32 protein-coding genes and 3 pseudogenes are annotated in these 24,169 nt (G+C 23.0%); 21 read left to right on the top strand and 14 right to left on the bottom strand.

The window, feature by feature from the left end; all coding sequences use genetic code 11:
• Nucleotides 1-15: 15 nt before the first annotated feature.
• From RBR25_RS14175 to RBR25_RS14165, 3 genes are all read right to left on the bottom strand, one after another.
• Complete coding sequence (locus RBR25_RS14175; protein ID WP_432820207.1) at nt 16-225, bottom strand: hypothetical protein; 210 nt, start codon at nt 223-225, stop codon at nt 16-18.
• Between the two features lie 171 nt (nt 226-396).
• Nucleotides 397-1,047: a hypothetical protein gene (locus tag RBR25_RS14170; protein WP_432820206.1), complete on the bottom strand. Its 651-nt coding sequence runs from the start codon at nt 1,045-1,047 to the stop codon at nt 397-399.
• On the bottom strand, nt 1,044-1,424 hold the full coding sequence (locus tag RBR25_RS14165; RefSeq protein WP_432820205.1) for a hypothetical protein: 381 nt from the start codon (nt 1,422-1,424) through the stop codon (nt 1,044-1,046). Before RBR25_RS14165 ends, RBR25_RS14170 begins: the two co-directional genes overlap by 4 nt.
• 234 nt (nt 1,425-1,658) lie before the next feature.
• Here RBR25_RS14165 and RBR25_RS14160 point away from each other — a divergent pair, with 234 nt between their 5' ends.
• The 5 genes from RBR25_RS14160 (at nt 1,659) to RBR25_RS14140 (ending at nt 4,884) form a co-directional block, all read left to right on the top strand.
• The gene (locus RBR25_RS14160) at nt 1,659-2,036 is read left to right on the top strand and encodes a hypothetical protein (RefSeq protein WP_432820204.1); all 378 of its coding nucleotides are present in this window, start codon (nt 1,659-1,661) and stop codon (nt 2,034-2,036) included.
• A gap of 63 nt (nt 2,037-2,099) precedes the next feature.
• Entirely contained in the window at nt 2,100-2,594 is a 495-nt protein-coding gene (locus RBR25_RS14155; protein WP_432820203.1) for a response regulator, read from the top strand.
• A 4-nt stretch (nt 2,595-2,598) separates the two neighbouring features.
• Nucleotides 2,599-3,093: a TnsA endonuclease N-terminal domain-containing protein gene (locus RBR25_RS14150; RefSeq protein WP_432820202.1), complete on the top strand. Its 495-nt coding sequence runs from the start codon at nt 2,599-2,601 to the stop codon at nt 3,091-3,093.
• Nucleotides 3,090-4,139: a hypothetical protein gene (locus RBR25_RS14145; RefSeq protein ID WP_432820201.1), complete on the top strand. Its 1,050-nt coding sequence runs from the start codon at nt 3,090-3,092 to the stop codon at nt 4,137-4,139. Before RBR25_RS14150 ends, RBR25_RS14145 begins: the two co-directional genes overlap by 4 nt.
• 10 nt (nt 4,140-4,149) lie before the next feature.
• Nucleotides 4,150-4,884, top strand: coding sequence for a hypothetical protein (locus RBR25_RS14140; RefSeq protein WP_432820200.1), 735 nt, complete (start codon nt 4,150-4,152; stop codon nt 4,882-4,884).
• Here the strand turns inward: RBR25_RS14140 and RBR25_RS14135 are convergent.
• From RBR25_RS14135 to RBR25_RS14125, 3 genes are read right to left on the bottom strand one after another with little or no spacing between them, the layout of a single operon-like run.
• Entirely contained in the window at nt 4,873-5,553 is a 681-nt protein-coding gene (locus RBR25_RS14135; RefSeq protein ID WP_432820199.1) for a hypothetical protein, read from the bottom strand. The two genes, RBR25_RS14140 and RBR25_RS14135, sit on opposite strands and share 12 nt — an antisense overlap.
• A gap of 15 nt (nt 5,554-5,568) precedes the next feature.
• Nucleotides 5,569-5,922, bottom strand: a complete 354-nt coding sequence (locus RBR25_RS14130; protein ID WP_432820198.1) for a hypothetical protein — start codon at nt 5,920-5,922, stop codon at nt 5,569-5,571.
• 31 nt (nt 5,923-5,953) lie between these two features.
• Entirely contained in the window at nt 5,954-6,454 is a 501-nt protein-coding gene (locus tag RBR25_RS14125) for a DUF6011 domain-containing protein (RefSeq protein ID WP_432820197.1), read from the bottom strand.
• A gap of 112 nt (nt 6,455-6,566) precedes the next feature.
• Here RBR25_RS14125 and RBR25_RS14120 point away from each other — a divergent pair, with 112 nt between their 5' ends.
• Nucleotides 6,567-8,333 carry a portal protein gene (locus tag RBR25_RS14120; RefSeq protein ID WP_432820196.1) on the top strand — a complete coding sequence of 589 codons (1,767 nt, stop codon included), beginning with the start codon at nt 6,567-6,569 and terminating at the stop codon, nt 8,331-8,333.
• Here the strand turns inward: RBR25_RS14120 and RBR25_RS14115 are convergent.
• The 4 genes from RBR25_RS14115 to RBR25_RS14100 are packed head-to-tail and all read right to left on the bottom strand — an operon-like array spanning nt 8,244 to nt 12,729.
• Nucleotides 8,244-9,458 carry a hypothetical protein gene (locus tag RBR25_RS14115; protein WP_432820195.1) on the bottom strand — a complete coding sequence of 405 codons (1,215 nt, stop codon included), beginning with the start codon at nt 9,456-9,458 and terminating at the stop codon, nt 8,244-8,246. The genes RBR25_RS14120 and RBR25_RS14115 overlap by 90 nt on opposite strands.
• Before the next feature lie 54 nt (nt 9,459-9,512).
• Nucleotides 9,513-10,481, bottom strand: coding sequence for a hypothetical protein (locus RBR25_RS14110; protein WP_432820194.1), 969 nt, complete (start codon nt 10,479-10,481; stop codon nt 9,513-9,515).
• Nucleotides 10,456-11,241 (bottom strand): RNA ligase, encoded by a 786-nt coding sequence (locus tag RBR25_RS14105; protein ID WP_432820193.1) that lies wholly within the window; start codon nt 11,239-11,241, stop codon nt 10,456-10,458. Before RBR25_RS14105 ends, RBR25_RS14110 begins: the two co-directional genes overlap by 26 nt.
• A gap of 30 nt (nt 11,242-11,271) precedes the next feature.
• On the bottom strand, nt 11,272-12,729 hold the full coding sequence (locus RBR25_RS14100; protein ID WP_432820192.1) for a hypothetical protein: 1,458 nt from the start codon (nt 12,727-12,729) through the stop codon (nt 11,272-11,274).
• Between the two features lie 53 nt (nt 12,730-12,782).
• On the opposite strand from RBR25_RS14100, the gene RBR25_RS14095 reads away from it, so the two are divergent.
• The 15 genes and pseudogenes from RBR25_RS14095 (at nt 12,783) to RBR25_RS14025 (ending at nt 19,653) form a co-directional block, all read left to right on the top strand.
• Nucleotides 12,783-13,283 (top strand): hypothetical protein, encoded by a 501-nt coding sequence (locus RBR25_RS14095; RefSeq protein ID WP_432820191.1) that lies wholly within the window; start codon nt 12,783-12,785, stop codon nt 13,281-13,283.
• A gap of 6 nt (nt 13,284-13,289) precedes the next feature.
• The gene (locus RBR25_RS14090; RefSeq protein WP_432820190.1) at nt 13,290-13,946 is read left to right on the top strand and encodes an adenylate/guanylate cyclase domain-containing protein; all 657 of its coding nucleotides are present in this window, start codon (nt 13,290-13,292) and stop codon (nt 13,944-13,946) included.
• A 41-nt stretch (nt 13,947-13,987) separates the two neighbouring features.
• Nucleotides 13,988-14,398, top strand: coding sequence for a hypothetical protein (locus RBR25_RS14085; RefSeq protein ID WP_432820189.1), 411 nt, complete (start codon nt 13,988-13,990; stop codon nt 14,396-14,398).
• The gene (locus RBR25_RS14080; protein ID WP_432820188.1) at nt 14,391-14,561 is read left to right on the top strand and encodes a hypothetical protein; all 171 of its coding nucleotides are present in this window, start codon (nt 14,391-14,393) and stop codon (nt 14,559-14,561) included. The genes RBR25_RS14085 and RBR25_RS14080 overlap by 8 nt, the downstream gene beginning before the upstream one ends.
• Nucleotides 14,546-14,842, top strand: a complete 297-nt coding sequence (locus RBR25_RS14075; protein ID WP_432820187.1) for a hypothetical protein — start codon at nt 14,546-14,548, stop codon at nt 14,840-14,842. Before RBR25_RS14080 ends, RBR25_RS14075 begins: the two co-directional genes overlap by 16 nt.
• Nucleotides 14,823-15,086, top strand: coding sequence for a hypothetical protein (locus RBR25_RS14070; RefSeq protein WP_432820186.1), 264 nt, complete (start codon nt 14,823-14,825; stop codon nt 15,084-15,086). Before RBR25_RS14075 ends, RBR25_RS14070 begins: the two co-directional genes overlap by 20 nt.
• 3 nt (nt 15,087-15,089) lie before the next feature.
• Complete coding sequence (locus tag RBR25_RS14065) at nt 15,090-15,560, top strand: hypothetical protein (RefSeq protein WP_432820185.1); 471 nt, start codon at nt 15,090-15,092, stop codon at nt 15,558-15,560.
• Nucleotides 15,550-16,545 carry a radical SAM protein gene (locus tag RBR25_RS14060; protein WP_432820184.1) on the top strand — a complete coding sequence of 332 codons (996 nt, stop codon included), beginning with the start codon at nt 15,550-15,552 and terminating at the stop codon, nt 16,543-16,545. Before RBR25_RS14065 ends, RBR25_RS14060 begins: the two co-directional genes overlap by 11 nt.
• Nucleotides 16,546-16,581: 36 nt before the next feature.
• A complete protein-coding gene (locus RBR25_RS14055; RefSeq protein ID WP_432820183.1) occupies nt 16,582-16,791 on the top strand; it encodes a hypothetical protein in 210 nt (69 codons plus the stop codon).
• Nucleotides 16,784-17,125, top strand: coding sequence for a hypothetical protein (locus RBR25_RS14050; RefSeq protein ID WP_432820182.1), 342 nt, complete (start codon nt 16,784-16,786; stop codon nt 17,123-17,125). The genes RBR25_RS14055 and RBR25_RS14050 overlap by 8 nt, the downstream gene beginning before the upstream one ends.
• 216 nt (nt 17,126-17,341) lie before the next feature.
• Nucleotides 17,342-17,788: pseudogene (locus RBR25_RS14045) on the top strand (methylglyoxal synthase).
• 1 nt (nt 17,789) lies between these two features.
• Entirely contained in the window at nt 17,790-18,512 is a 723-nt protein-coding gene (locus RBR25_RS14040) for a DNA-methyltransferase (RefSeq protein ID WP_432820181.1), read from the top strand.
• Nucleotides 18,505-18,918: a hypothetical protein gene (locus tag RBR25_RS14035; RefSeq protein ID WP_432820180.1), complete on the top strand. Its 414-nt coding sequence runs from the start codon at nt 18,505-18,507 to the stop codon at nt 18,916-18,918. The genes RBR25_RS14040 and RBR25_RS14035 overlap by 8 nt, the downstream gene beginning before the upstream one ends.
• Entirely contained in the window at nt 18,908-19,204 is a 297-nt protein-coding gene (locus tag RBR25_RS14030) for a hypothetical protein (protein WP_432820179.1), read from the top strand. The genes RBR25_RS14035 and RBR25_RS14030 overlap by 11 nt, the downstream gene beginning before the upstream one ends.
• Complete coding sequence (locus RBR25_RS14025; RefSeq protein ID WP_432820178.1) at nt 19,159-19,653, top strand: hypothetical protein; 495 nt, start codon at nt 19,159-19,161, stop codon at nt 19,651-19,653. The genes RBR25_RS14030 and RBR25_RS14025 overlap by 46 nt, the downstream gene beginning before the upstream one ends.
• On the opposite strand, the gene RBR25_RS14020 is transcribed toward RBR25_RS14025, so the two are convergent.
• From RBR25_RS14020 to RBR25_RS14005, 4 genes and pseudogenes are all read right to left on the bottom strand, one after another.
• On the bottom strand, nt 19,650-20,039 hold the full coding sequence (locus tag RBR25_RS14020; RefSeq protein WP_432820177.1) for a hypothetical protein: 390 nt from the start codon (nt 20,037-20,039) through the stop codon (nt 19,650-19,652). The two genes, RBR25_RS14025 and RBR25_RS14020, sit on opposite strands and share 4 nt — an antisense overlap.
• Before the next feature lie 91 nt (nt 20,040-20,130).
• A pseudogene (locus tag RBR25_RS14015) lies at nt 20,131-21,429 on the bottom strand (Hsp70 family protein); the annotation flags it as partial.
• 87 nt (nt 21,430-21,516) lie between these two features.
• Nucleotides 21,517-23,292: a DUF7487 domain-containing protein gene (locus RBR25_RS14010; RefSeq protein ID WP_432820176.1), complete on the bottom strand. Its 1,776-nt coding sequence runs from the start codon at nt 23,290-23,292 to the stop codon at nt 21,517-21,519.
• A gap of 385 nt (nt 23,293-23,677) precedes the next feature.
• Nucleotides 23,678-24,169, bottom strand: a pseudogene (locus RBR25_RS14005) (Hsp70 family protein); the annotation flags it as partial.

The raw sequence follows: 24,169 nt of genomic DNA, 5'->3' as shown, positions 1-24,169 counted from the left end.
TTTAAAGGGAGTTGTTTAACTCCCTTTTTTAATTTTTTTAATTTTTAATTTTCTTAAAGCCAGTTCAACCTTTTCAATTCCTATTTTTTCAATTAAATATTCAACTGAATTATTTTTAATTGCTACATCAACAGGATCTTCTTCTTTTTCAATTGTCCACATTGAATATGCATCATTTTTCCTTTTGATGAAATCACTATAAAATATTTTATCTTTTTTATACATTTTTAATTATTTTATTAAGTTTAATTTTTCTTAATTCTAATTCAATTTTCTCTATACCAATTATTTCGATGATATCTTTAATGGAATAGTCATTTAATATAACTTTTATATTATATTGTTCATCGACATAAATTTTATATGCATTATCTCCGTCTTCCATATTATAATTATTTAATTTATTTTTTCAATAAAAACTTCAAGATGATCTTTATTATATTTAATTCCAAAAGATGGTTTAAATGGATTTTGTCTACCTTTAAAATTTAATATATTAAACTCTTTATCTGTTTTGTGTTTATCTTTTAATAGTTTTTTATATTCTATTTTTAATGCAAATTCAAATTCATCCATTGTTGTTTTAACCCAACTACCACTTGATTCAATTATTTGCTCTGGTTTTAAATTTTCACCTAAATGATGCCATATTTCACCATCATATTCAAATACTTTAGGTTTTTTAAGAACGCAAGCATAACCTTTATAACATTCTATATCTTTACTTTTTATTTTTTGTTTTTTTAAAAGTTTAATATAAATTGGATTTATTTTAGAAATAAATTCTATACTATCCGATTTTTTTACTTCTACTGTATAAAAAATATCATCATATTTTATTCTATTACCATCATCATCTTTTAACCAATAACTCTTATTTGATATATGACCTGGTTCATATGTTGATCCAATTAAAAATTTATCAATATGACCACGAAGAAATGCATAACAACCTCTTTTTTTAGGAGGGTTATGAAAAGACTTGTCACCTGTTTTATATTGATCCTGATAAACTGATGATAAACCACCAAATCTTACAAATTTCATTTTGTTAAATTTTTAAGTTTTAATATTTTTTCCTTTCTATTTCTTAATTTTTTAAAATGTAAATAATTATCGTAATCATTTATTTCAATTGAATATATAAATGGAAATAATTTTTTATCTCTGATAAATGATTTATCATCAATTGTAATATTATCATCCATATTAATAATATTATATAAGTAGTTAAAATCTATTAAAATATCATCATCTTTATATAAATATTTAACATTAATATTTAATATATCTACTACATTAATATTATGAAAAATTGGTATGTCATAACTGTAAAATCTATAGTTACCATTATTACTAACAAATTTAAAGTTTTCTGGTTTTTTACTCCAACTAAACCACATATTTTTATTTTTTTTACTCATAATCTACAAAATTAAATAAAAAAAATTTAATATCCAAATAAAAAAATTATAATTAATAATCAATCACTTAACAAAAAACCTTTAATTTTTTATCAAAAATAACGAAACCTTTTTAAATTTTTAATATATAACATATTATAAAATAAAATATGTATTTAAATGCAAAAAAGCAAGTTCTCCCCAATATACAAAGGTACTAAAATTTTATTAAATTCCAAAAAATAATCCAATAAAATGCCAAATTACTTAGAAGATAGAGAATTATATTATGAACTAATATTAAGTAAAGGAAAAGGTCAATTGACAAGAAAAGCACAAGATTTGTTAATATTAATAGCAAAAAATACAGTTAGAAAAAAAGAAAGAAATTATAACAGTGTAGATGATAAAAATGATTGTATTCAGCAAGGTTTATTACATATGTTTCAAAATTGGAAAAATTTTAATTATAGAAAATATGACAGTGCTTTACCATATTTTACAGAAATATTTAAACGTGGTATAGCAGATGGAATGAATCTATTGAATAATAAGAAAAGTTATAATGACGACGTTGTAAAAATGATAAGTATTGACAGATCAAATGACGGTAAAGGGTTACATACTTTTTAATTTTTATAAATTATTCATTTATAGTTTTTAATTTTTAATATATACTAAAAAAGTACAAATATTATGATATCATTTTTTAAAAAACTAAAAAAATCCGAAATTGTCATTGTAGATGATAATGAATATTATGCTCAACTTATTAAAGCTAATATTTATAAAAAGGGATTTACTAATATTAAAATATTTAATGAAGGAGAAACTGCAGTTGATTATATAAATAAAAATAAACCTATTTGCGTAATATTAGATCATATATTAACATCAAACGGATTAAATGGTGACGGAGTTCTTAAAAAAATTAAAAAATACAACAATAATATAAATGTTATTATAATTTCTGCTCAAGAAGATGTTAAAACAGCAGCTGAATTAATGAAGTTAGGTGCATTTGATTATATTATAAAAAATGAAGACATGACGTTTTTTAATCTAGAAAATTCTTTATCAAAATTAGAAAGAATATTAGTTATCGATAATAATAAGATATTAACAGTGTCTCTTATTTTAATGGGTATTATATTTATATTAATGTATATATTTTTATCAAATATATTATAAAATAATGAGTTCAAATAAATCAAAATTTAATAATAAATATAAACAAGGATTTTATCATTTACAAAATCCTAATAAATATATAGGAGATCCAACTAATATAAAATTTAGAAGTAGTTGGGAATATGCATTTTGTACATTTTTAGATATGAATGATAAAATAATAAGGTGGTCATGTGAACAGCCCGTTATAACTTATCAAGATTTAAGAGGCCGCACTCATAGATATTTCCCCGATTTTTACTATGAAATCTTAAAAAATGGAGATCCACATGACATCAAGAAGGTAATAGTTGAATTAAAACCTGAAAGTGAATTATATCCACCAAAAAAACCATTAAATGAAACAGCAAAATCATTAGAAAACTACGAATATGCTGTTCGTACACACATTAAGAATAAGTTGAAATGGAGTAAAGCAACTGAATATGCAGAAAAATATGGTGCTGAATTTATAATTATAACAGAAAAACATTTAAAACAAAGAGGGTTATTGAGATGAGAAAACCAAGAGGATATTGGACTTTTGAAAAGTGCAAAAAAGAAGCTTTAAAGTATAAAAGTAAAATGCAATTCAAAAATAATAATTCTAGTGCATATAACGAGTCAGTTAAAAATAAATGGTTAAATGAAATTTGTTTACATATGAAAAAAATCAGAAATCCAAAAGGATACTGGACTTTTGAAAAATGTAAAGAAGAAGCATTGAAATATAAAAATAAGAGTGATTTTTCTAAAAATAGTAAAAGTGCATATTTATCATCATATAAAAATGGATGGATAAATGATATATGTAATCATATGAAACCAAAAGGGAATTTATATAAAAGATGTATTTATTGTTATGAATTTTCTGATAATTCAGTTTATGTTGGGTTAACATATAATATAAATAAAAGAAAACATAATCGAATAATAGATAAAAATGATGCGGTAATGTTATATATGAATAAAACTAATTTAATACCCATATTTAAACAATTGACCAATTATATAGATGTAGAAGATGCTATAGAAAAAGAAAAATATTATTTAAATAAATATAAAATAGATAATTGGAATATTTTAAATAGAATTAAAACCGGTTCAATTGGTGGTAATACTATAAAATGGGATTATGAATCATGTAAAAACGAAGCATTAAAATATAAAAATAGAAAATCATTTAAAGAAAATTCAAGTAGTGCATATTATGTATGTATAAGAAATAAATGGTTAGATAATTTCTGTAAACATATGACAAATAAAAAACAAAAACCAAAAGGATTTTGGTCAAAGGAAAATTGCACTAAATATTTAAAAAAGTGTGAAAATTTAAAAGATTTTAAAAATAAATATGGAACAGCATATAATAAGATGGTTAAAAATAAATGGATAAATGATAGTCATAGAAAAATTAAAATATGGACTTTTGAAAAATGTAAAGAAGAATCATTAAAATATAAATATTTAAAAGATTTTAAAAAATATTCATCTGGTGCATATAGTTACTGTTTAAAAAACAAGATATTGAATATTGTTGGTTCACATTTAATTAGATTAAAATAAATATTTACAAATGATAATATTAAAAGAAAAAGATAAAAAATTTGAATATTATGTTAGAGCATTAAGAGGTAAATTTGGAAATGATCTACCTTCTTTAATACATGAATCAAACAAAGAAATATTCTTAATGAGAAAAAATCCTACTAGTTGGTTTACAGGTTGTCCATTAAATGATATAAAAGTTGGTAAATTTTATTTAATTAATTACAATTTTAACGGCAATAAGTTGTATTGTCCTATTTTTGCAATAGATTATAGGGTTACAGATAATAATAAGCATGTTATATATGCAGTCAATTTAGATTATTTACCTTTTGATTATAAAATGATATATTTTAATAAATTATCAATTGTTTATAGTCAAATTTTTGATAAAAATAATGACTCAAATGGAGTTATGGAAGAAACCCCACTACCTGTTAAATTTGAAACAGTTTATAAAACACTTGAAAAAAATGGAGGATATCATTATTCTATATCGGCATTTGATATTACTAAAATTAATGAATGTTTTGTTGTATCTACAAGTTTGATGTATTTATTAATACATGTTCATATGAGACCTGTTAATATTGCACTTATGAAACAATTGATGGAAGAATATCAAGAAGGTAGTGAAACAAAAGAAAAATTAAAAAATTTGCTAAATAATTTAGATGAATCTGTAAAAACATATGAAGAAGATGTACAATCTTATTATAAAAAATTAAGAAATATAGAAAATAATTATAAATTATTTGAATGATTTTATTGAATATCCTTCTTTTAATGGTATTTTTGGATCTACGTTAAACCTATCATTTATATAAATTTTTAATTCATTTTCAACAAAATAATCTGGTACTTCTTTATCCATTTCCATATTATAAATTTTATCAGCTAAATAAATTGAGAATTCTTGTAAAACTTCTGGTTTTATTGCTGATACTAAATCATCTGATACTACAAATGCTCTTATAAATCTATCTTTAATTGGTATTTCACCTTCTGCTACCTTCATTGATTTATCTATTATCTTTTTTAGAAAAGAATTATAATCATTACCAGGATTTGTTATTACAGGATTCAATATTTTATTAAATGCTCTTGATGTACCTAATATATAACCTAAAGTTGCGATGATTGGAAAGAATGGAGCTAATAAAATTGGTGCTATTCTATGTACCATTTTTACTGTTCCTATTTTTAAATCAGACTGTTTTTTAGCTTTTATTGCATCTTTAAAAATAGCATATAATATACCAAATGTAAACTTTTTACCATTTTTCTTTAACTCGTGTCCTAAATTTCCATTTTTGGCAGCATTTAAATAATATTGGATTTCATTTTTATCCTTTATTCCTAATCTACTTAATGTATATTTTAAATTATCTTCATATTTTTCTAAAATTAAATATTCATTATATTTTAACATTATTACTATTTATTTTTAAAATGACGAGTCATGTTGAATAGAATCTTCACGTATAATATCATTAATATGTTCTATTGCATCTTCTAGTGATATCACTTTAACTTTGTGATAATCATTATTTTTAAAGTAGTTATCAAATTCTTCATCTGACATATTTTTATTAATTTTGCGGTAGTAGTCATAATACAATTTATTTTGTATTTCTGCTAACTTTTCAGCATCTGATTTATTAATAAAAACTGTTCCTATATCTGTACTATAATTTGTTAATACTACCCATAAATTATTTGATTTTATACCTTTAGAAATAGCATCTTTTTCTTTACTAATAAGGTTATCGATATCATTAAATCTTTTAATTTTTGCCATTATGATAAATTATTTTTAAGTATATATAAAATTATTTTCTTTTAATTTTCTTCTGTAAATCTTTAATTTTTACGATTCTCATAATTCTTTTATTTTTTTTACCATAATTTTTAAAACAAATTGGTCCAATTCCTAATTCAATATTATCTTTAACTGTAAGTGTTCTAGCACAACAGCAACAAATTCCCATATGATAAAATTCCATATCGGTTGGAAATTCTTTATCGTTTTTAAATTGTTTTAATAACCATTTAATACCAGAAATACAATCATGAACAGCATCAACTTTAACTTTTTGAGTTCTAATATAATCTATATCATCAATTTTAATAATACCTAAATATTGATAATTACCATCTAGTAACACTGATATATAGTATATTTCATCATTATTTTTATCTTTTGGTTTTGTAATTTTATACATGAACCATTTACCAGTTTTATTTGATTTTAGTATAAATTTACCTTTACCACCAAAAAAATATAATTTAATATCTTCTTTATCTAATATTCTAATTCCTTTATTAATCATATCTAAATATTTTAAGTTTGATACAAAAATACTAATTATTTTAATAAAAACCAATTTTTTATAATTTGAATTATAATTATTTTATATATAATTCTAAAATTAATAATAATAAATGGCATCATATAGACAACAAAATAATCAAGGTATGTTAGGTGGAACTGGAATAAACCAAGGATTTTTTAATAAAATGCTTAGAAAAATAAGTAATTATGGATTATTATATGATATTGACACAGCAAGACAGTCATTTGCAATTGGAGCATCAGAAAATCCTGAATCATATTCAAATATGGGTAATATTACAGAAGGTCCTTATATGTATGATTTATTTACCAAAAAGATGATATCTAAGATATTAGATAAAAAATCAATTGCTCAACTAGATAGATCTTATTTTGATAAAAGAAAAATATTAAGACAATATTCAATAAAAGACGAAATAAGAGATTATATTAACCAGATCGCAGATGAAGTAATTATATTCAATGATAAAAATAAATTTTGTTGGGCTGCTGATTTACCAGATGAATTTGATGATATTATAAGAAAAAAAGTCCATGAAAATTTTCAAAAATTATATAATGTATTTGGTTTTAATGATGGTATAACAGCATGGAATCATTTAAAAGATTTATTAATTGATGGATTTATTGCATTTGAAATTGTATATGATAAAAAACAAAAAAATATAACAGATTTAGTAAAGTTAGATCCATTGACATTAGTACCTGCAGCTGATCCAGAAACTCAAACAATTGTATGGATACAGTATCCTGATAATCCAAGATTAAGAAGAGTACTATTAGATGCACAAGTTGTTTATATATCTTATGGTAATAATCAAGATTATGGGGAGACATCTTATGTTGAACCTTTAATAAGACCTTATAATCAATTAAAATTAATAGAACAAACAAAATTACTTTATAATATAAATCAAGCTGCAATTTATAAAAAATTCGTTATACCTGTTGGTGGTTTATCGAGACAACAAGCTGAACAACAAATATATCAATTAATGTCTGAATATCATGAAGATATACAATGGGATGATAATTTAGGTACAGTAAGTATAAATGGTAGTTCACATATTCCACATAGTAAAGATTTTTGGTTTCCGTCTTCTAATGAAGGAGGAACACCTGAAATTACAATAGAAACACCACAAGGTAATGATTTAAATGAAGATCAAATTTTAAATTGGTTTGATAAAAATTTAAAAAAGGCATCAAGAATACCATTTTCTAGATTTGAAAAGGAGTCAGGTGGTGGTAATTTATATCAAGATGCATCAGAAATGACAAGAGATGAAATAAAATTTCAAAATTTTATTAAAAGAATAAGAACAGTATTTAGAGAATTATTAATAAAACCTCTTAAAATTCAAATGATGAGAGATTTCCCAGAATTAATGCAAGATTATAATTTTATAAATAATTTAAATGTTATATTTAACTCTAATGAATTATTTGAAGAATGGAAATATTTAGCAAATTTAGAAAAAAGATCAAATATCGCAGCAACATTATCATCTAATTTACAAAATGCAGAAGGTGAAGGATATTTATCATTAGAATGGATTATTAGAAATATTATGAAATTTAATGATAAAGATATTGCAGAAAATAACAAATATAAATTAAAAGAAAAAGGATCACTTGCCGGAGGAGAAGGCGTTGAAGGAGAAGAAGGAATGGAAGAAGAATTTGGAGGAACTCCATCTGGACCAGGTGCACCATTTTTTGGTGGAGGTGAATCACCATCAGCTGGTGGAGAATTTGGAGGAGAATCACCAGCAGAAGAAGGGGGTGGATTTGAAGGAGAACCACCAGCACAAGGTGGGGAAGTTCAAACAGGAGGAGAAGAACCTGTACAATAATTTATAAAAAAAACGAGTTTTATATTTTAATATATAAATAAAAATTAAAAAATTAATATGACAGATATTACTAATATCCATTATAAACCCATCTAATACTAGTGTTATTCCACTGCTAGCATAATTTTCTAAATATCCTACACCTCTAATATCAATAGTTCCGCCACTACAAGATTCATCTAATATTATTTTACCTGCAATTAACTCTATATTAATAACATCATTATCATTTGTATTTATTACTTTAACTTCACCAGAATATGATCTTATTAAAGTTTTGGTATTTTTATTATTATTAGTATCTATTATTAATTCTTTATTACTATTACCTGTAAAACAATTACTTAATATTAAATTATTATCTATTTTTATTGTTGATGATAATTGAGTATTTTTAATATTTCCGTTTATATTATAAATATCATTTTCTATTATACTATCTATTATTGATGTTTTACTACCATTAAAATCACCTTGTATTGTAACATTATAAAAATATGTGTTATTTAATATAATAGATGATATATTAGATGTTACTATATATTCGTTTTTATCACCATATATGCTAAATTCTGATAAATTATAGTCATCTGTAATATTAAGATCTGATCTTATATATATCTTATTTAAGTTATATGTATTAGCAATAATTATAGCTTGTTGTATATTATTTACAGGTTGGGCTATTGTTCCAACGGGATGCTCTATTCCTACATATGGTGAATTAAAATCAAAATAAACTCTATCTCCATAAGCTAATCTTTTTTCAACATCAGATCTAACAATAGGTACATCTGATGTATTATTTGTAACAGAAGCATTATTTATAATAAATGGACTTAAACCATCATCTGAATATAAATTCATATCAACTGTTATAGACATATTTTCTACGTAAACTTTCCACCCGTTTGTTAAAAAATAATATGGTGGTGTTGATTGAAATTCCGATATTGGCTCACCTCCAAATGTAAAAAAAGCAGCATCATATTTAGCATTATCATCTATTAAAACCCATTCTTTCCAATTTGAGTATAAATCAATTCCAACATCAATATATGTTATACCAGTAAGAACTATTATTAATTTATTAATAGGGTCAAAAGTAACTACATCATTTCCCATTCATTCATATATAAATTTATCATATATATAAAATAAATTAAATCCAATTTAATTTTAACATAAATCTTTAAAAACACTGAAATATTCAGAAATTGTATTCTGGTATTTTTTATTTTTATTATATATATCAACTATATCATTATAATACATTTTAAAAATAGAATAACCATCTTTTATATCATCTATTAATAAATCCGGTGTTTCATCGGAAAAATAAATATGAATATCATCATCTATTACTATTCCATTACTTGCATTAACCAGTTCCATTAATCCGCCACTAGATACATGTAATATTGGTAATTGACATTGTAAAGCTTGACAAGTGACCTTAGATCCAGCATCTCTATAAAATAATGATAAAAAAGCATCAGATTCACCAATCAACTTAGACATTTGTTCATCATTATCAACATATCCTAATTTTATAATATTATCAGGTAAATCAACATCACAATACCCTATTAATTTTATAATATCATCCTTATTAATAAATTTTGATAATTCTATAATACTTTTTAATCTTTTAGGATGTCTATTCCAATTAGTTGCAGATGATATAAAAGTAAATTTTTCATTTTTTATTTTTCTTTTATAAAATACTTTATCATCTACATTATTTAATATTACTTTATAATTAAGTGGAGAATAACCATATAGTTTTTTCAATGAATCTTTAGAAAATTTACTTATAAAAATAACCATATCAGATTCTAATGCTGCCCTATTTAACATACAATTTTTATATTTTAATTCATTTTGCCAATATATACCATCCATTCTTTTCACTAGAGCAATATCTTTTTTATCTGCCCATTCTAATATATCTATTGGGTATGTAGTATTTGTTACAATAATATCAGATTCTTTATAATCATAAACTCTTTCAAAATTATATAAATGAGCATATTTTGTTAAATCCCTCATTATGTCATTCTCAATTGGTCCATAAGAATTATTATTATGTAATTTATTCGATAATGAATTTATCGAGCAATCATAATATTTTTTTATTTTTTTCATTTACCCACCAATTTGTTTTTAATTTTAAAAAAGTATCATCTTCAAAATGTACCACATATCCTTCTATATTATGTTCTGATTTACAATCTATTATTAATTGTTCTAATGTTTTATTATGGTATTCAACCATATTTATACCTTCTGATTTATAATTTTCAATATCTAAGTATTTACCAGTTTTATTACATCTTAATTTTAATAAAATTAAATCTTTTCTATCTCCATAATCCACATACATCTTTGTTCCTATATACTCAAAAATTGGCTGTATGTTTTTATTTAAACACCTATTAATGAAATCAAAATAATTTTTATCTGATAAAAAATCATTAACTTTTAAATTTATAGTTTCATCTATTCCATGTTTAGTAAATGATATAATTTTATTATTTGGTAATTTTAAAAAAGATACTAAATAACCATCTTCTTTTGTTGTTATATTTTTTATTTTTTTATCTTTAAATAATTCATATCTACAATGATTATATTGATCAATTTCCCAAAATTTATGTAACAATAAATGATGATTAAATACACTACCATCATCATCAAATACAAAACAAATACCCTTTAATTCTAATGCATTAATATTCGGATTATCTAATATAGGTAACATAAAATTATTATATTTAGCATACCTATATCCAAAAATTGATAAATTATAATTATCTATAACATATTTATTTTCATAGAAATACATATCAGGATTGTTATTAATAATATTTATACAATCTTCATATGTTGGAATATAAAATTTCATTTAATTTATATTCATTATTAATATATAAGTTTATCTCCAATATCTATCTCTTTCATCTTCTTCTATGTCATAATCACTATAATGTATATTAGTTCCCATTATTGAAGCAGTATCAAAAATTTCATTTAATGTTATATCATGTTCTTTTAATATTTTATTTATTTGATCATCTGATATGTAATTATCGTTTTTAATGTGTCCGGTATAATAACTACCATTACTATATATTGTTACTCCTATTTTTCTATATATGGAATTTGATTTTTGTTTTAAATCTATAATTACTAATTGAATATTACTAGTTCCAACATAGTCTTGCCAATATGATAATGAATCTTTTATACACCAACTAGTATCATTTGCGATTTGTTGTAGAGCATCATGTGATAATACTCTAATAACCATTAATTCACCATCATTAAATACCATTTTTAATTCACTGTTATTTCTTACTTTTTTTTCTATTTCTTCATCATCATTACTAGACATTACAAATTTCATAAGAGCTTCAATAAGTTCTTCTTGTGTTTTATATCTAGAAACTTTTTTCAAAAAGAAAGTTCTATACATTTCTAATTTTTTCTTTGACTCTTCATTATCTGAACTTAATTCTCTAATCAATTCAATAAAATAATCATTTGTATGTAAGTTCTTTCTTAAATAAGATGGATATTCACTTGCAAATATTTTAGCTTTATTAATATCGATTATTCTAACTAGATCATCTTCTAATCTTTCAAAATTTGTATTATATGTTCTACCATTTATAGTATATGGTAATTTTTGAAACATATATTCATGAACTCTTTGAGGTAAATTCCTTAAAATATTTTTATTATCATTTAATGTTCTTAATAATATTCTTAACCGTGTCAATGATATTTTTTCTTGAAAATGAAAATATGTAAATAAACCTAATAGACCATTTTTATTATTCAACATTTTAATAATTCTAATATAATTAGTATTAGTTTCGTCTTTTTGATGTCTTTTTAATACTTTTATTGCTAAATCTCTATTTTCTTTTATATACGTTTTATAACCAAATACTCTAAAATTATCCTTAATGAATGTTCTTACTTTAAATAATAATGCATAATCTTCTTTTAATAATAAATCATCACAAATATTATCTAATTGATTTCTTGACATTCTATAATATTCTTTTGGTAATTCGTATTTTTCTACCAATTTACATTGTATATCATTCAATAAGTGTTGATATGTTCTTTTTTTATCGGGGTGATTATTAACAACATTTCTTATAAAATTAGCAAATCTATTATCATTTAATTCTAAAAATGATTGATACATTAAATCTTTAAAATTACTAAATTGATATATTTCTTTTCCACTTAATAGAAAATCATCAATTTCTTTTTTAATTTCTTCTTCAACATTACTCCCTAATTTTTGAACTAATTTATTTACAATTGGATTAGTTTTTAATGCATCCTTTATTTTATCCTTTATTAAATTATCATACATAATAAAATTTTTATTTTATTTTATTTATATATAAATAAAATTTTACTTAATTCATGAAGTATTTAAAATCATATAACGAATCCATTAAACATCTTTTAAAACCCAAAGATAGTGAAGAAGTATCAAAAACTGTTGAAATAAGAGATCAGATTTATATACAACAACATAAATGTCAATATGAAATTTTAAAATTTTTAAAATCTATAAAATTTAAATTTGATTATCCAATTGAATTAATAAAAGAACCAACTATGTTTGATATGATTGGTAGTATAATTATTACTGATTTTATAAAAGAACATAAAAGAATAATACCAAACTTTAATAAATTATCATATGATGAACAAAATATAGCATGGGATAAAAGTATTAATAATATAATTAAACCTAAAATTAAAGAAATATTAAATCAATATGATTTTAAATTAAATGATGACGGTATTAAATATGGTCAAGGTGATTTATTAATAGAATTTTCTACACCATATGACGAATTATTAAAATTTAGTAAATCAAATTTTAAAATAGTATCTGATAAATTTATAAAAAAATAAAATTTCATGAAAAAATTTACTACTATATTAAACGAGAAAATGGAAATAGAAAAAGGAACAATTAAATTATCTGTTCTTTTTACTGATATTGTTGATAGTGCTGAAAAATGGAGAGATAGTAAAGAAGATATGATGAAATCATTAGAACAACAATCTATTTTGTTCGATAATTTATCAAAGAAACATAAAGGTATAATTGTAAAATCTATTGGAGATGCATATATGGTATCATTTAAAAAAATTGAAGATTCGATAAAATTTGCAATAGAATTACAAAATGAATTAAAAGAAAATCCAATTAAAGTAAATAATAAAAATATAAATATTAGAATTGGAATTTGTTATGGAGAAGTACATGAAACTACAATTGAATTACAAGGACATAAAATGATTGATTATATGGGAAATGTAGTAAATAGTGCTGCAAGAATAGAAGGAAAGGTATGTAAACCAGGTAATGTGGTTTTTTCTTCTTTTGATGAAAATATTGATATTAAAGATTTATTAAAAGATTATAAAGTAGATTTTATAAAATTTAAAAATGAAGGAGATGAAGCTAAAAGATCATCAAGGCTACTAACAGATGTACAAAGATATTATTATAAAGATATTAAGGAACTAAAAGGAATTAAAGAAATAGAAGTTTATCATATAAATTTATAACTTTTTTTATTTTCATTACTATATAAATAAAAATTTTAGTAGTGAAAGATTTAATCAATAAATTAATAATTGATCAACCTTTTGGTATTTATACAAGAAATGGTTTAGAATATACATTAAAGGATATTAAAAATAAACTTCATATTTATTTATTAGATTTTAATGATGTTAAATCATTAAATGAAAAACATGGTTATAAATCAGTTAATGAAATTTTTAAAAAAACCTTTTCAGAATTAAATGACAAATTTATCATCGGTAGAGCTTTCTCGGGTGATGAAATATTTATATGTACTACTAATGAAGATGCTGAAATATGGGCAATTAATTATATAGAAAAAATTTGTTCAAAAAACAATTTATATTTTGAACATATATATTCTATTTTTGATCCATTTGAAGAAGATATAAAAGATAAATTTGATAAAATGATAGAACAATTACATGGATAGATATTATACAAAATTAATATCAACTGATTTAATTGAAGTTAAACCATTAGATAAACCAAATGGTACTTTATACTATATCTATATGGATTATACATATAAAGATTTGTTAAAAGAAAGAAAAGAAAAAATTGATAAAATCATAGGAAAATGGAAGAAAAAATAACCGAAAATCAAGTAATGGATTATTGTCTTCATTTATTAGATGGTTGTAAAAGATTAAATTTAAATTATTATAAATTTGATTTCTATAAGAGATTAAATGATTTTTATAATAAAAGATTAGTTAATGGGAATTATATGGTTAATGTATCAAATAAAGAATGTGTTAATTTTCTTGAAGATATATCAAAAGAAATTAATTGTTATTATGAAAGCAGAAGTCCAAAATATAGAAAGTATAAATTACAAAATATAATAAAAAGAAATGAAGTCAGAAAAAATTAAAAGTGATATTAATAATATACTAGAAAAATATTTTTTTGAATTTAATACAGATAAAACTAGAAATCAAATATGTAATGAATTATCTAATTATTTAAATATGGATGTTATCGATAAGACAACCAATGATATGATAAGGTATGATCAATTTGATTTTAGAGTAAAAATAGGTAATAATTATTATCCGTTAAATGATACATTAATTCATATAGAAAGAATTGAAAAATTAAAAAGAATAATGAAATAACTTATGAATAAACACGAACAATTAGAAAAATTAGAAAAAGAATTAAAAAAATTAAAAGATTTACATAAATCAATGTGGGAATCATATGGTAGTGAATTATCATCTGGTGATATGGAAAATAAAGAAAAAGAATTAGAATATAAAATTAGAGAAATTAAAAATGAAATAGTTAAAGATTTCTTTATTGAAAGAGGAGCATATCCAGATTTTGAAATTACTAATTCACCAATGTTTGAAATCAAATATAAACAAAAAAGTAAATTATTACAAGTTGGTACATTGAACATACCAGATGTTAATTATTTTATTTTTAATATTTTAAATGATTTAAATAAGAAAATTTATATTTATAACAATGGTGATATATGGTTATTTGAAGATAATATGAAATCTATAAGATTTGCAACATTAGAATGTGATGATAGACTTATGAAATATAGAAAGAATAAAATTAATAAAATATATGGTAAATAAATTAGAAGAAATAGGATTTTATTCTCTTAGTGATGAAAGAGCTAAGAATGCATCATTAACATCACAAATGAAGAGATGCGAGATGATTATCACTGAATACTGCAATTTCAATTGCCCATATTGTAGAGGATTAAAATCAGAAATATATGGTAATCGGAAACATAAAATGTTATCATTAGATGAAGTAAAGCAAAATATAGATTATTGGTGTGAAAATGAACCATTAGAAAATATAAGATTTTCTGGAGGAGAACCAACATTACACCCAAATATTAAAGAAATAGTTAAATATTCAAAAGAAAAAGGAATAAATAGAATTGCTATATCAACTAATGGTTCTAATAACTTAGAATTATATAAACAACTTATAAATTTAGGTGTTAATGATTATTCAATATCATTAGATGCTTGCTGCAGTGAAGACGGCGATAAAATGGCAGGTGATATTAAAGGATCTTGGGATATAGTAATAAACAATATAAAAGAAATATCTAAATTGACATATGTATCTGTGGGTATCGTATTAAATGAAATGAATATTGATAAAACAATAGATACTATTAAATTTGCTGATTCATTAGGAGTTTCAGATATCCGTATAATAAGTTCTGCTCAATTTAATCAACCTATACCAAGATTAAATGAAGTACCAGAAACAATTAAGGAAAAATATCCTATATTAAGATATAGAATTGATAATTTTGCAAATGGTATAAATGTTAGAGGATTAACTGAAAACGATAGTCATAAATGTCATTTAATGTTAGATGATAGTGTTATAGCGGCTGATTTTCATTTTCAATGTGTTATTCACATGAGAGAAGGAGGTAAACCAATTGGTAAAGTTGGACCAAATATGAGACAGGAAAGATATGATTTTATACAATCATTTGATACTCATAAAGATCCAATATGTAAAAAGAATTGTTTAGATGTTTGTCGTTTTTTCAATTCTAGATATGATTATTATAATAGATGTTTGTAATTAATATATAGAATAAAATAAAATAAACATAATAAAATGAATAAAAAATTAAAAGTTGGATTAGATTTAACAAAACCAAAAATTAAAAAATTTAATGAATTTAATGAATTGATCATACAAGAATCAATTAATAATACTGATGTAAATTTAATTAAAAAATCATTCCAAAATATTGGTATTGATATAGTTAATGATAAATCAGGTTATAAAATAGATATTACAAAATATGGGGAAGATATTGAATAAAAACTGGTTATCTAATGGTGAAATAATTAAACAATATAATTGTATATGGGATACTGGTTCAATGGAAACATTAATATCTGAAAAAGTTATAAATGATTTAAATCCAATAAAAAATGGATATGTATTTATAAATACTATTCATGGAGAAAAGAAATCAGATAAATATATTTTACAATTGTTATTAGAAGATCATTCAAAATCTATAAAAATAAATTCTGCTTGTTTTGGAAAAAGTAGAGAATTTGACATTATTATTGGAATGGATATAATTGAATATGGTTTATTTGTTTTAGATAAAGGTAAATTTTCATTTACAATTGAACAACTTAAATAAATATGGCAATACATAACAAATGGTTAAACGATTATGCTAAAGAACACACATTTAAAATTTTTAAAACAAATGAACCTTGTCCACATAAAGGATGTTATAATCATGTTATAACCCCATGTGAATTATGTGGTAGAATAGGAATGCAAGGTGACTTTAAAATAAGTATAAATGATCTAGAAAAAATTAAAAATAGACATAGAAAAATAAATAAATTATATGAGAAAAACAATTGGGTTAGTAGCACACGATAATAGAAAAGAAGATTTAATAGAATGGGTACAGTATAATGCTAAAAGAATAAGTAAACATAAATTAGTATGTACCGGCACTACTGGTAAATTAATAATGGTGGCATTAGATGAAAAAGGATATTCAACAGAAATGGAAATACTTAAAAGTGGTCCATTGGGAGGAGATTAAGAATTAGGAGCAAGAATAACAAATGAAGAAATTGATGTTTTGATATTTTTATGGGATCCTATGTCAGTTCAACCACATGATGTTGATGTTAAAGCTTTATTAAGATTATCTGTATTATATAATATACCAACAGCATCTAATAGGTCGACAGCAGATTATATTATATCATCAGAATTGTTTAAAGACAAAGATTATAAACCAACTAAAAAAGATTATTCTAAATACATTAATAGAGAAATATAATATGAAAACAAATAAAGTGTATAATGGTGATTGTTTAGAAATAATGAAAAATATACCAGATAAATCTATTGATTTAATTGTTTGTGATTTACCATTTGGTTCAACCGCAAATAATTGGGATATTATAATACCATTTGAACCTTTATGGGAACAATATAAAAGAATAATGAAAAAAGAAACACCTATAATTCTATTCGGTACAGGTTTATTTGCATATAAATTAGCATTATCTAACGAAAAAATGTTTAAATATGAAATAATATGGCATAAATCAAAATCTGGTTCTGCCTTTACTGCTAAATATAGACCAGTTGCTAAGCATGAAAATATATTGGTTTTTGGTAAAGGAAAAATAAAATATAATCCACAATTAATTGAAGGCGAACCTTATAAAAGAAAATGGACAGAGCATAAATTAAACAACATGAAATATGGTTTTAAAGGAGTAGAACATGATAATAAAGGAACTAGACATCCAGGTAGTGTTCAATTTTTCCAACAAAAATGGAGAAGACAAGATCAAGTCCATCCAACTCAAAAACCAGTAGAATTGTTAGAATGGATTATAAAATCGTATTCAAATGAAGATGATATTGTATTGGATAATACCGCAGGTAGTGGAACAACTGGTGTCGCATGTATAAATACAAATAGAAATTATATTTTAATTGAAAAAGAACAAAAATATATTGACATAATAAATAAAAGATTAAATAATGGATAAAGAAATAATTAGAAAAAAATGGGAGCCTATTATAGAAATGCAAATAGAACCTATTAAATTAGATTATCAAACAGAAGTGGAAATATCAGTATGGGTAGAGAGGTATATGGCTTCAAATATAGAACACGAAAGAAGGATATCATTTTTAACAACATCATTTAAAAAATATAGAAACTTATTATTAACCGATAAAGGATATTCAATTAATGTAATAAAAACTTTTTATAATCCATTAATAAATGAAATATGTTATGAATTAGAAAACGGCGAAGTTATAATTAATAATAAAAAATATGAAACTCAAATTAGTAGTGACTATAGAATAAATTTATTTTATTCAATTGTTGATCCTGGTAATCCTAAATTAAGAAATTTAAAAATTAATAAATTAATAAATGGTAGATAAATATTTAATAAAAGTAATAAGACATTTTAATTCTTTAGAAAAAGAATTAGATAATATCATTCAATCCATAAAAAGTAAAAAATTAAATGATTATGAATTATTAAAACTACGAAGTCCCAACGAAATATTAACAGATGTGGAAGAAACATCATATGAACTAAGAAGAATAGAACCTAATAAGAAAATAAGAAAATTAACTGAATTATTTATATATTTTTTAGATAAAGAAGATTATAATAATTGTCAAAAAATAATAAATATTATAAAATGCAAGAAATCACAATAGAATATGAAAGAAGATTTATTTTAAAAGATTTTCCAAATGATTTTGATACATACAAAAAATCAAGAATAGAACAATGGTATTTAACTAAACCGGATAATCCAGTTTCTATAAGAATAAGAAGATATGATGATGGTAGATGTTATTTTGATGTTAAGAAAGGGTTTGGTATGGAAAGAGAAAAGATAGGAAATAAACATGAATTTAAAGATATTGAAATATATACTAAAAATGCATACCCTATGCAAAAAGATAGATATAAAAAACACCATGATGATTATCTTATGATAATTGATATATTTGATGATGGATTAAAACTAATAGAAATAGAATCTAAAAATAAAGACGTAATTCAAAATTTTCAACCTTTAGATTGGTTTGGTGAAGAAGTTACTAATAATATTGAATATACTAATAATTATATTGCTTATGATAATTATTTAAAACATTAATCATAGTATAAATTCATACAAATAACTCTAAATAGTTCGTGATCACTATCACCCTTTGATGTCACCTTAAAACCAAAACCATAATCATCTTCAGTTGAATCATCTACTATTCTATCTTTTTGCCTATCAATGGGATTTATATTATGTAACCAATCTTTAACAAATTCAAAACATTTATCTTCATTAAATGGTTTCTTGAATTTAATTACACCTTCGCTATCTCTCCAATATAATATTAACGTATCAACTGTACTAGTAAAACCGATAACTTCATGGTGTGTTGAAAATGCAATTTTAATTGCACTCCTTAAAACATCAATGGAATCAGATTTAATTTTGAATACATTAATTATCGCGTTACTATATAATTTGTCTTTAGTTGTCATGACATTATATTTTAGTATCAACAAATTATAAAAGTTTAAAAAATTTTTAAAATAATTAAAAAATAAAAAAGGGAGTTAAAAACTCCCTCTTTTATTTCACTTCTTCAAAATCGGCATCTGTAACATTTTGATCACCATTGTCTTGTGGTGGATTATCCTGTGGTGCATCCTGTGGTTGTGATTGATAAATTCTAGTTGAAATTTCATTCCATTTTTTGATAATATTTTCAGTATCAATCTTAATTTTATCAAAATCTTTTTCAGAATGAGATTTTTTCAATTCTTCTACCAATTTTGTCAAATCTTCCTTTTCATTATCAATGAATTTATCAGTGAATTCTTCGATTTGTTTTTCTGTTTGAAATACCATTGAATCAGCATTATTCAAAATATCTATTTCTTCTTTTGCCTTTTTATCAGATTCTTCATTTTCTTTAGCTTCTCTTTTCATTCTTTCAATTTCATCATCTGATAAATTAGATGAACCTTCTATTCTAATAGATTGTTTTTTACCTGTTCCTTTATCTTCTGCTGATACATGTAATATTCCATTTGCATCCACATCTAGCATCACTTCTATTTGTGGTACTCCTCTTCTAGCAGGTGGTATACCATCTAGGTGAAATCTACCTAATGTTTTATTATCTTTTGCTAAAGGTCTTTCACCTTGAAGAACATGTATCTCTACACTTGGTTGATTGTCAGATGCAGTTGAGAAAACCTGTGATTTTCTTGTTGGTATTGTAGTACCAGCTTCCACTAATTTTGTCATTACATTACCCATCGTTTCAATTCCTAATGAAATTGGAATAATATCAAGAAGTAATACATCATCAACTGTACCAGTTAATACACCACCTTGAATTGCTGCTCCCATAGCTACTGATTCATCAGGGTTTAATATTTTTGATGGTTCTTTTCCAAATACTTCTTTAGCAACTTTTTGTACAATTGGTATTCTTGTTGATCCACCAACTAGTAAAATTTCATCAATATCAGATGCATTATAACCAGAATCCTTTAATGATTTAATACATGGTTCTTTTAATTTTTTTAATAAGTCATCACTAAGTTGTTCAAATTTTGATCTTGATAATGTTGTAACAAGGTGTTTTGGTATACCGTCTACTGGCATAATATATGGTAGATTAATTTCAGTTGATGTAGCAGACGATAATTCTATTTTAGCTTTTTCAGCTGCTTCTCTTAATCTCTGATATGCCATTTTATCTTTTTTAAGATCAATGTTATTTTCAGATTTAAATTGATCAACTAACCAGTCAACTATCAACTCATCGAAATTGTCTCCTCCTAAAGATACATCACCATTGGTTGATTTTACTTCAAATACACCATCACCTAACTCTAAAATAGAAATATCAAAAGTACCCATTTTGTTATCGTTAAGCTCTTTATCTTAACTTCTACATATTTCTATGTAGTTCAGACTATATCTTTAAGATGTTATCTTTCTTATCTAATTTTGATAATAGACAAATTTTAATTTACCGGAATTATATATTTTTTTAAACTCTTTTTCATTTTTGATTTTTTCATCTGTTCTGGTATTATTAATTATATAATGAAAATTAGGTTCTAATGTTTTATCAAGTTTAAAATTTAAAATTTTAAATGTTTCACCATTTGAATATGATTTATCAACATACCCTATAACCATATTAGGTTTATATTTATCAATGAAATATTTAAATATTTTACTAATTCCCCCGACTATAACATAATTTAATAAGCCACAAAATCTCAATATTTCATAATTATCATTATTTTTTGATAAACACATGATACTAACTAAATTATTATTAAAATATAAACCGATATTAATATCTAATTTGGTTTTCCCTAACAAATGGTTTATGTTTAAAAAATCCATAACCAATTTATTATCAGTTATTTCTCTTATTTCACAATTTTTAGCGTATATTTTAATAGGGGTTTTATTTAATTTGTTTAAAATAATTGATTTAATTATATCTTGTTTATATAACCAGTCATCTTCATAAATATGTATTAATTTAATATCTTTTTTTATACACATATCTGTTTTAATTTTATGATAATTGTTCGGTTTATTTTCTTCGTTGTGCCAATATAATCCATTAAATTCAAACGCTAAATTTAATTTAGGTAAATAGATATCTAACTCATATGGTGATATTATATCCCTTTTACCTACTAAAATTACATCACTATAATTATCTCTAATAAAATCACAAAGGTTTGTTTGTAATTGTGATATATTTGATTTATATGGAAAGCATATTGTACAAAATTTTCTTTTGTATTGTTTTCTACTAGTATAGAGTAGAAAATCAATTTCAAAATTATGATCTTTATTATAATCACATTTCATATGTATTTTTCTATTACCATAATCTATATTTAAAAAATACTTATTCTTTTTTAGTTTTTCAATTTGAATTACTTTAGAATAATTATCAACACCATATTTATTTAAACAACTTGATTTTATTTTAAATTGAGTCTCTTTTAATTTGGATATATTATCAACTTTATATTTTTCTTTTATTGATGATAATGATTTTTTTCTAATTAATTCAGATTGTAATGGGTATTCAACTCCATATTTTTTTAAATTTGTTTCTTTTGATTTTTTTATTGATTTTTCACTTAACAAACATGTTATTAATCCATACCTTTCTAAATTAGTGTTTTTTATCTTTTCTTTGATTTGTTCGTTTTTGTTCGGATTTGTTGTACCATATCTTTTTAAAAATGTTTGTTCTTTTTTCTTTTTAATGTTTTCGTTTTGTGAAGAATTTTCAACTCCATATTTTTTCAAATTTGTTTCTTTTGATTTCTTTTTAGTTTCTTCTAATTGAAAAACATTATCAACGCCATATTTAATTTTTACGGTACTTTTAATTTTATCCGTAATATCTTTAAAATCGTTATATTTTTCACGCTTAGTGGATATCATTTTCTCTGAATTTACATAATTTTCATCACCATATTTTTCCATTTTTGTTTTTTTCGCTTTAATTGAGCTACATTTATTACACAAATATGGATCATTATATGTTGAATATTGTATTTCTTTAATAATTTCACAATTATTACATTTAACCGATATCATAGCGTGACTATTTTTCATTAAATCATTAACATTTACCCATATACTTTCATTTCTCTTAGTTGTAATATAACCTAAAGATTGATAATATGCTTTTTGTCGGTTATTTATTCTCATTAATACTTTTTCTGTTAATATCATAAAATTGTTTTTTATTATTATATATAAATTTTATGATGTAAAAAATACTAATGGACAAACTTTATTTATCTATTATCAAAATTTCAAAGAACGATTTCGTTCATATGTCTTTGTGACATACACATCTTATCCATTTTTCGTGGGAATTTTATCATATGAATAATTCACTTAGATTACTTTTCCTAGTCGTTGAACCTTTTTCCTCTTTCAAGGAAACTTGGCTGCTGATTGTCCAATTCTTTAATTTTTTAAACCATCACACTTATAATTACTTATTATGTTGTGGTATTAAAGACTCTAAGGAGTTTCCAGCAATTTAATGGATTTTAAATATTTAAAAGAACGATATTCTAAATACTAACGGGAGGCAGTCATTTTAATTTTTACCACCCAAATCAAACACAGCAATCTTTTTATCACCTTTAACTTTATCCATTCCATATGAAAGTGATGCGGCAGTTGGTTCGTTAATAATTCTAAGAACGTTAAGACCAGCGATTTCACCAGCTTCTTTTGTAGCAGTTCTTTCTTGGTCGTTAAAATAAGCAGGAACAGTAATAACTACATCTTTAACTTCTGTGCCTAAGTATTCTTCTGCTGTTTTTTTCATTTTTTGTAATGTCATAGCAGAAATTTCCTGTGGAGTATAATCCCTACCATTTACTTCAACTACAGCCATTTTATTTTTACCTTCTTTTACCTTAAATGGGAAATATAAATCTTTAACATCTTTATATTTTTTACCAATTAATCGTTTAACACTAAATATAGTGTTTTCGTTAGTAATCATTTGTCTTTTTGCTGGATCACCAACTTTAATTTCACCGTTAGGTAAAAATCCAATAATAGAAGGTGTTGTTCTTTTACCCTCACTGTT

Source organism: Trichloromonas sp., from assembly GCF_034006665.1.
GTDB lineage: Bacteria > Desulfobacterota > Desulfuromonadia > Desulfuromonadales > Trichloromonadaceae > Trichloromonas.
Note: the sequence above shows the minus strand (reverse complement) of the source record. Positions and strands in the feature narration are given on the sequence as shown.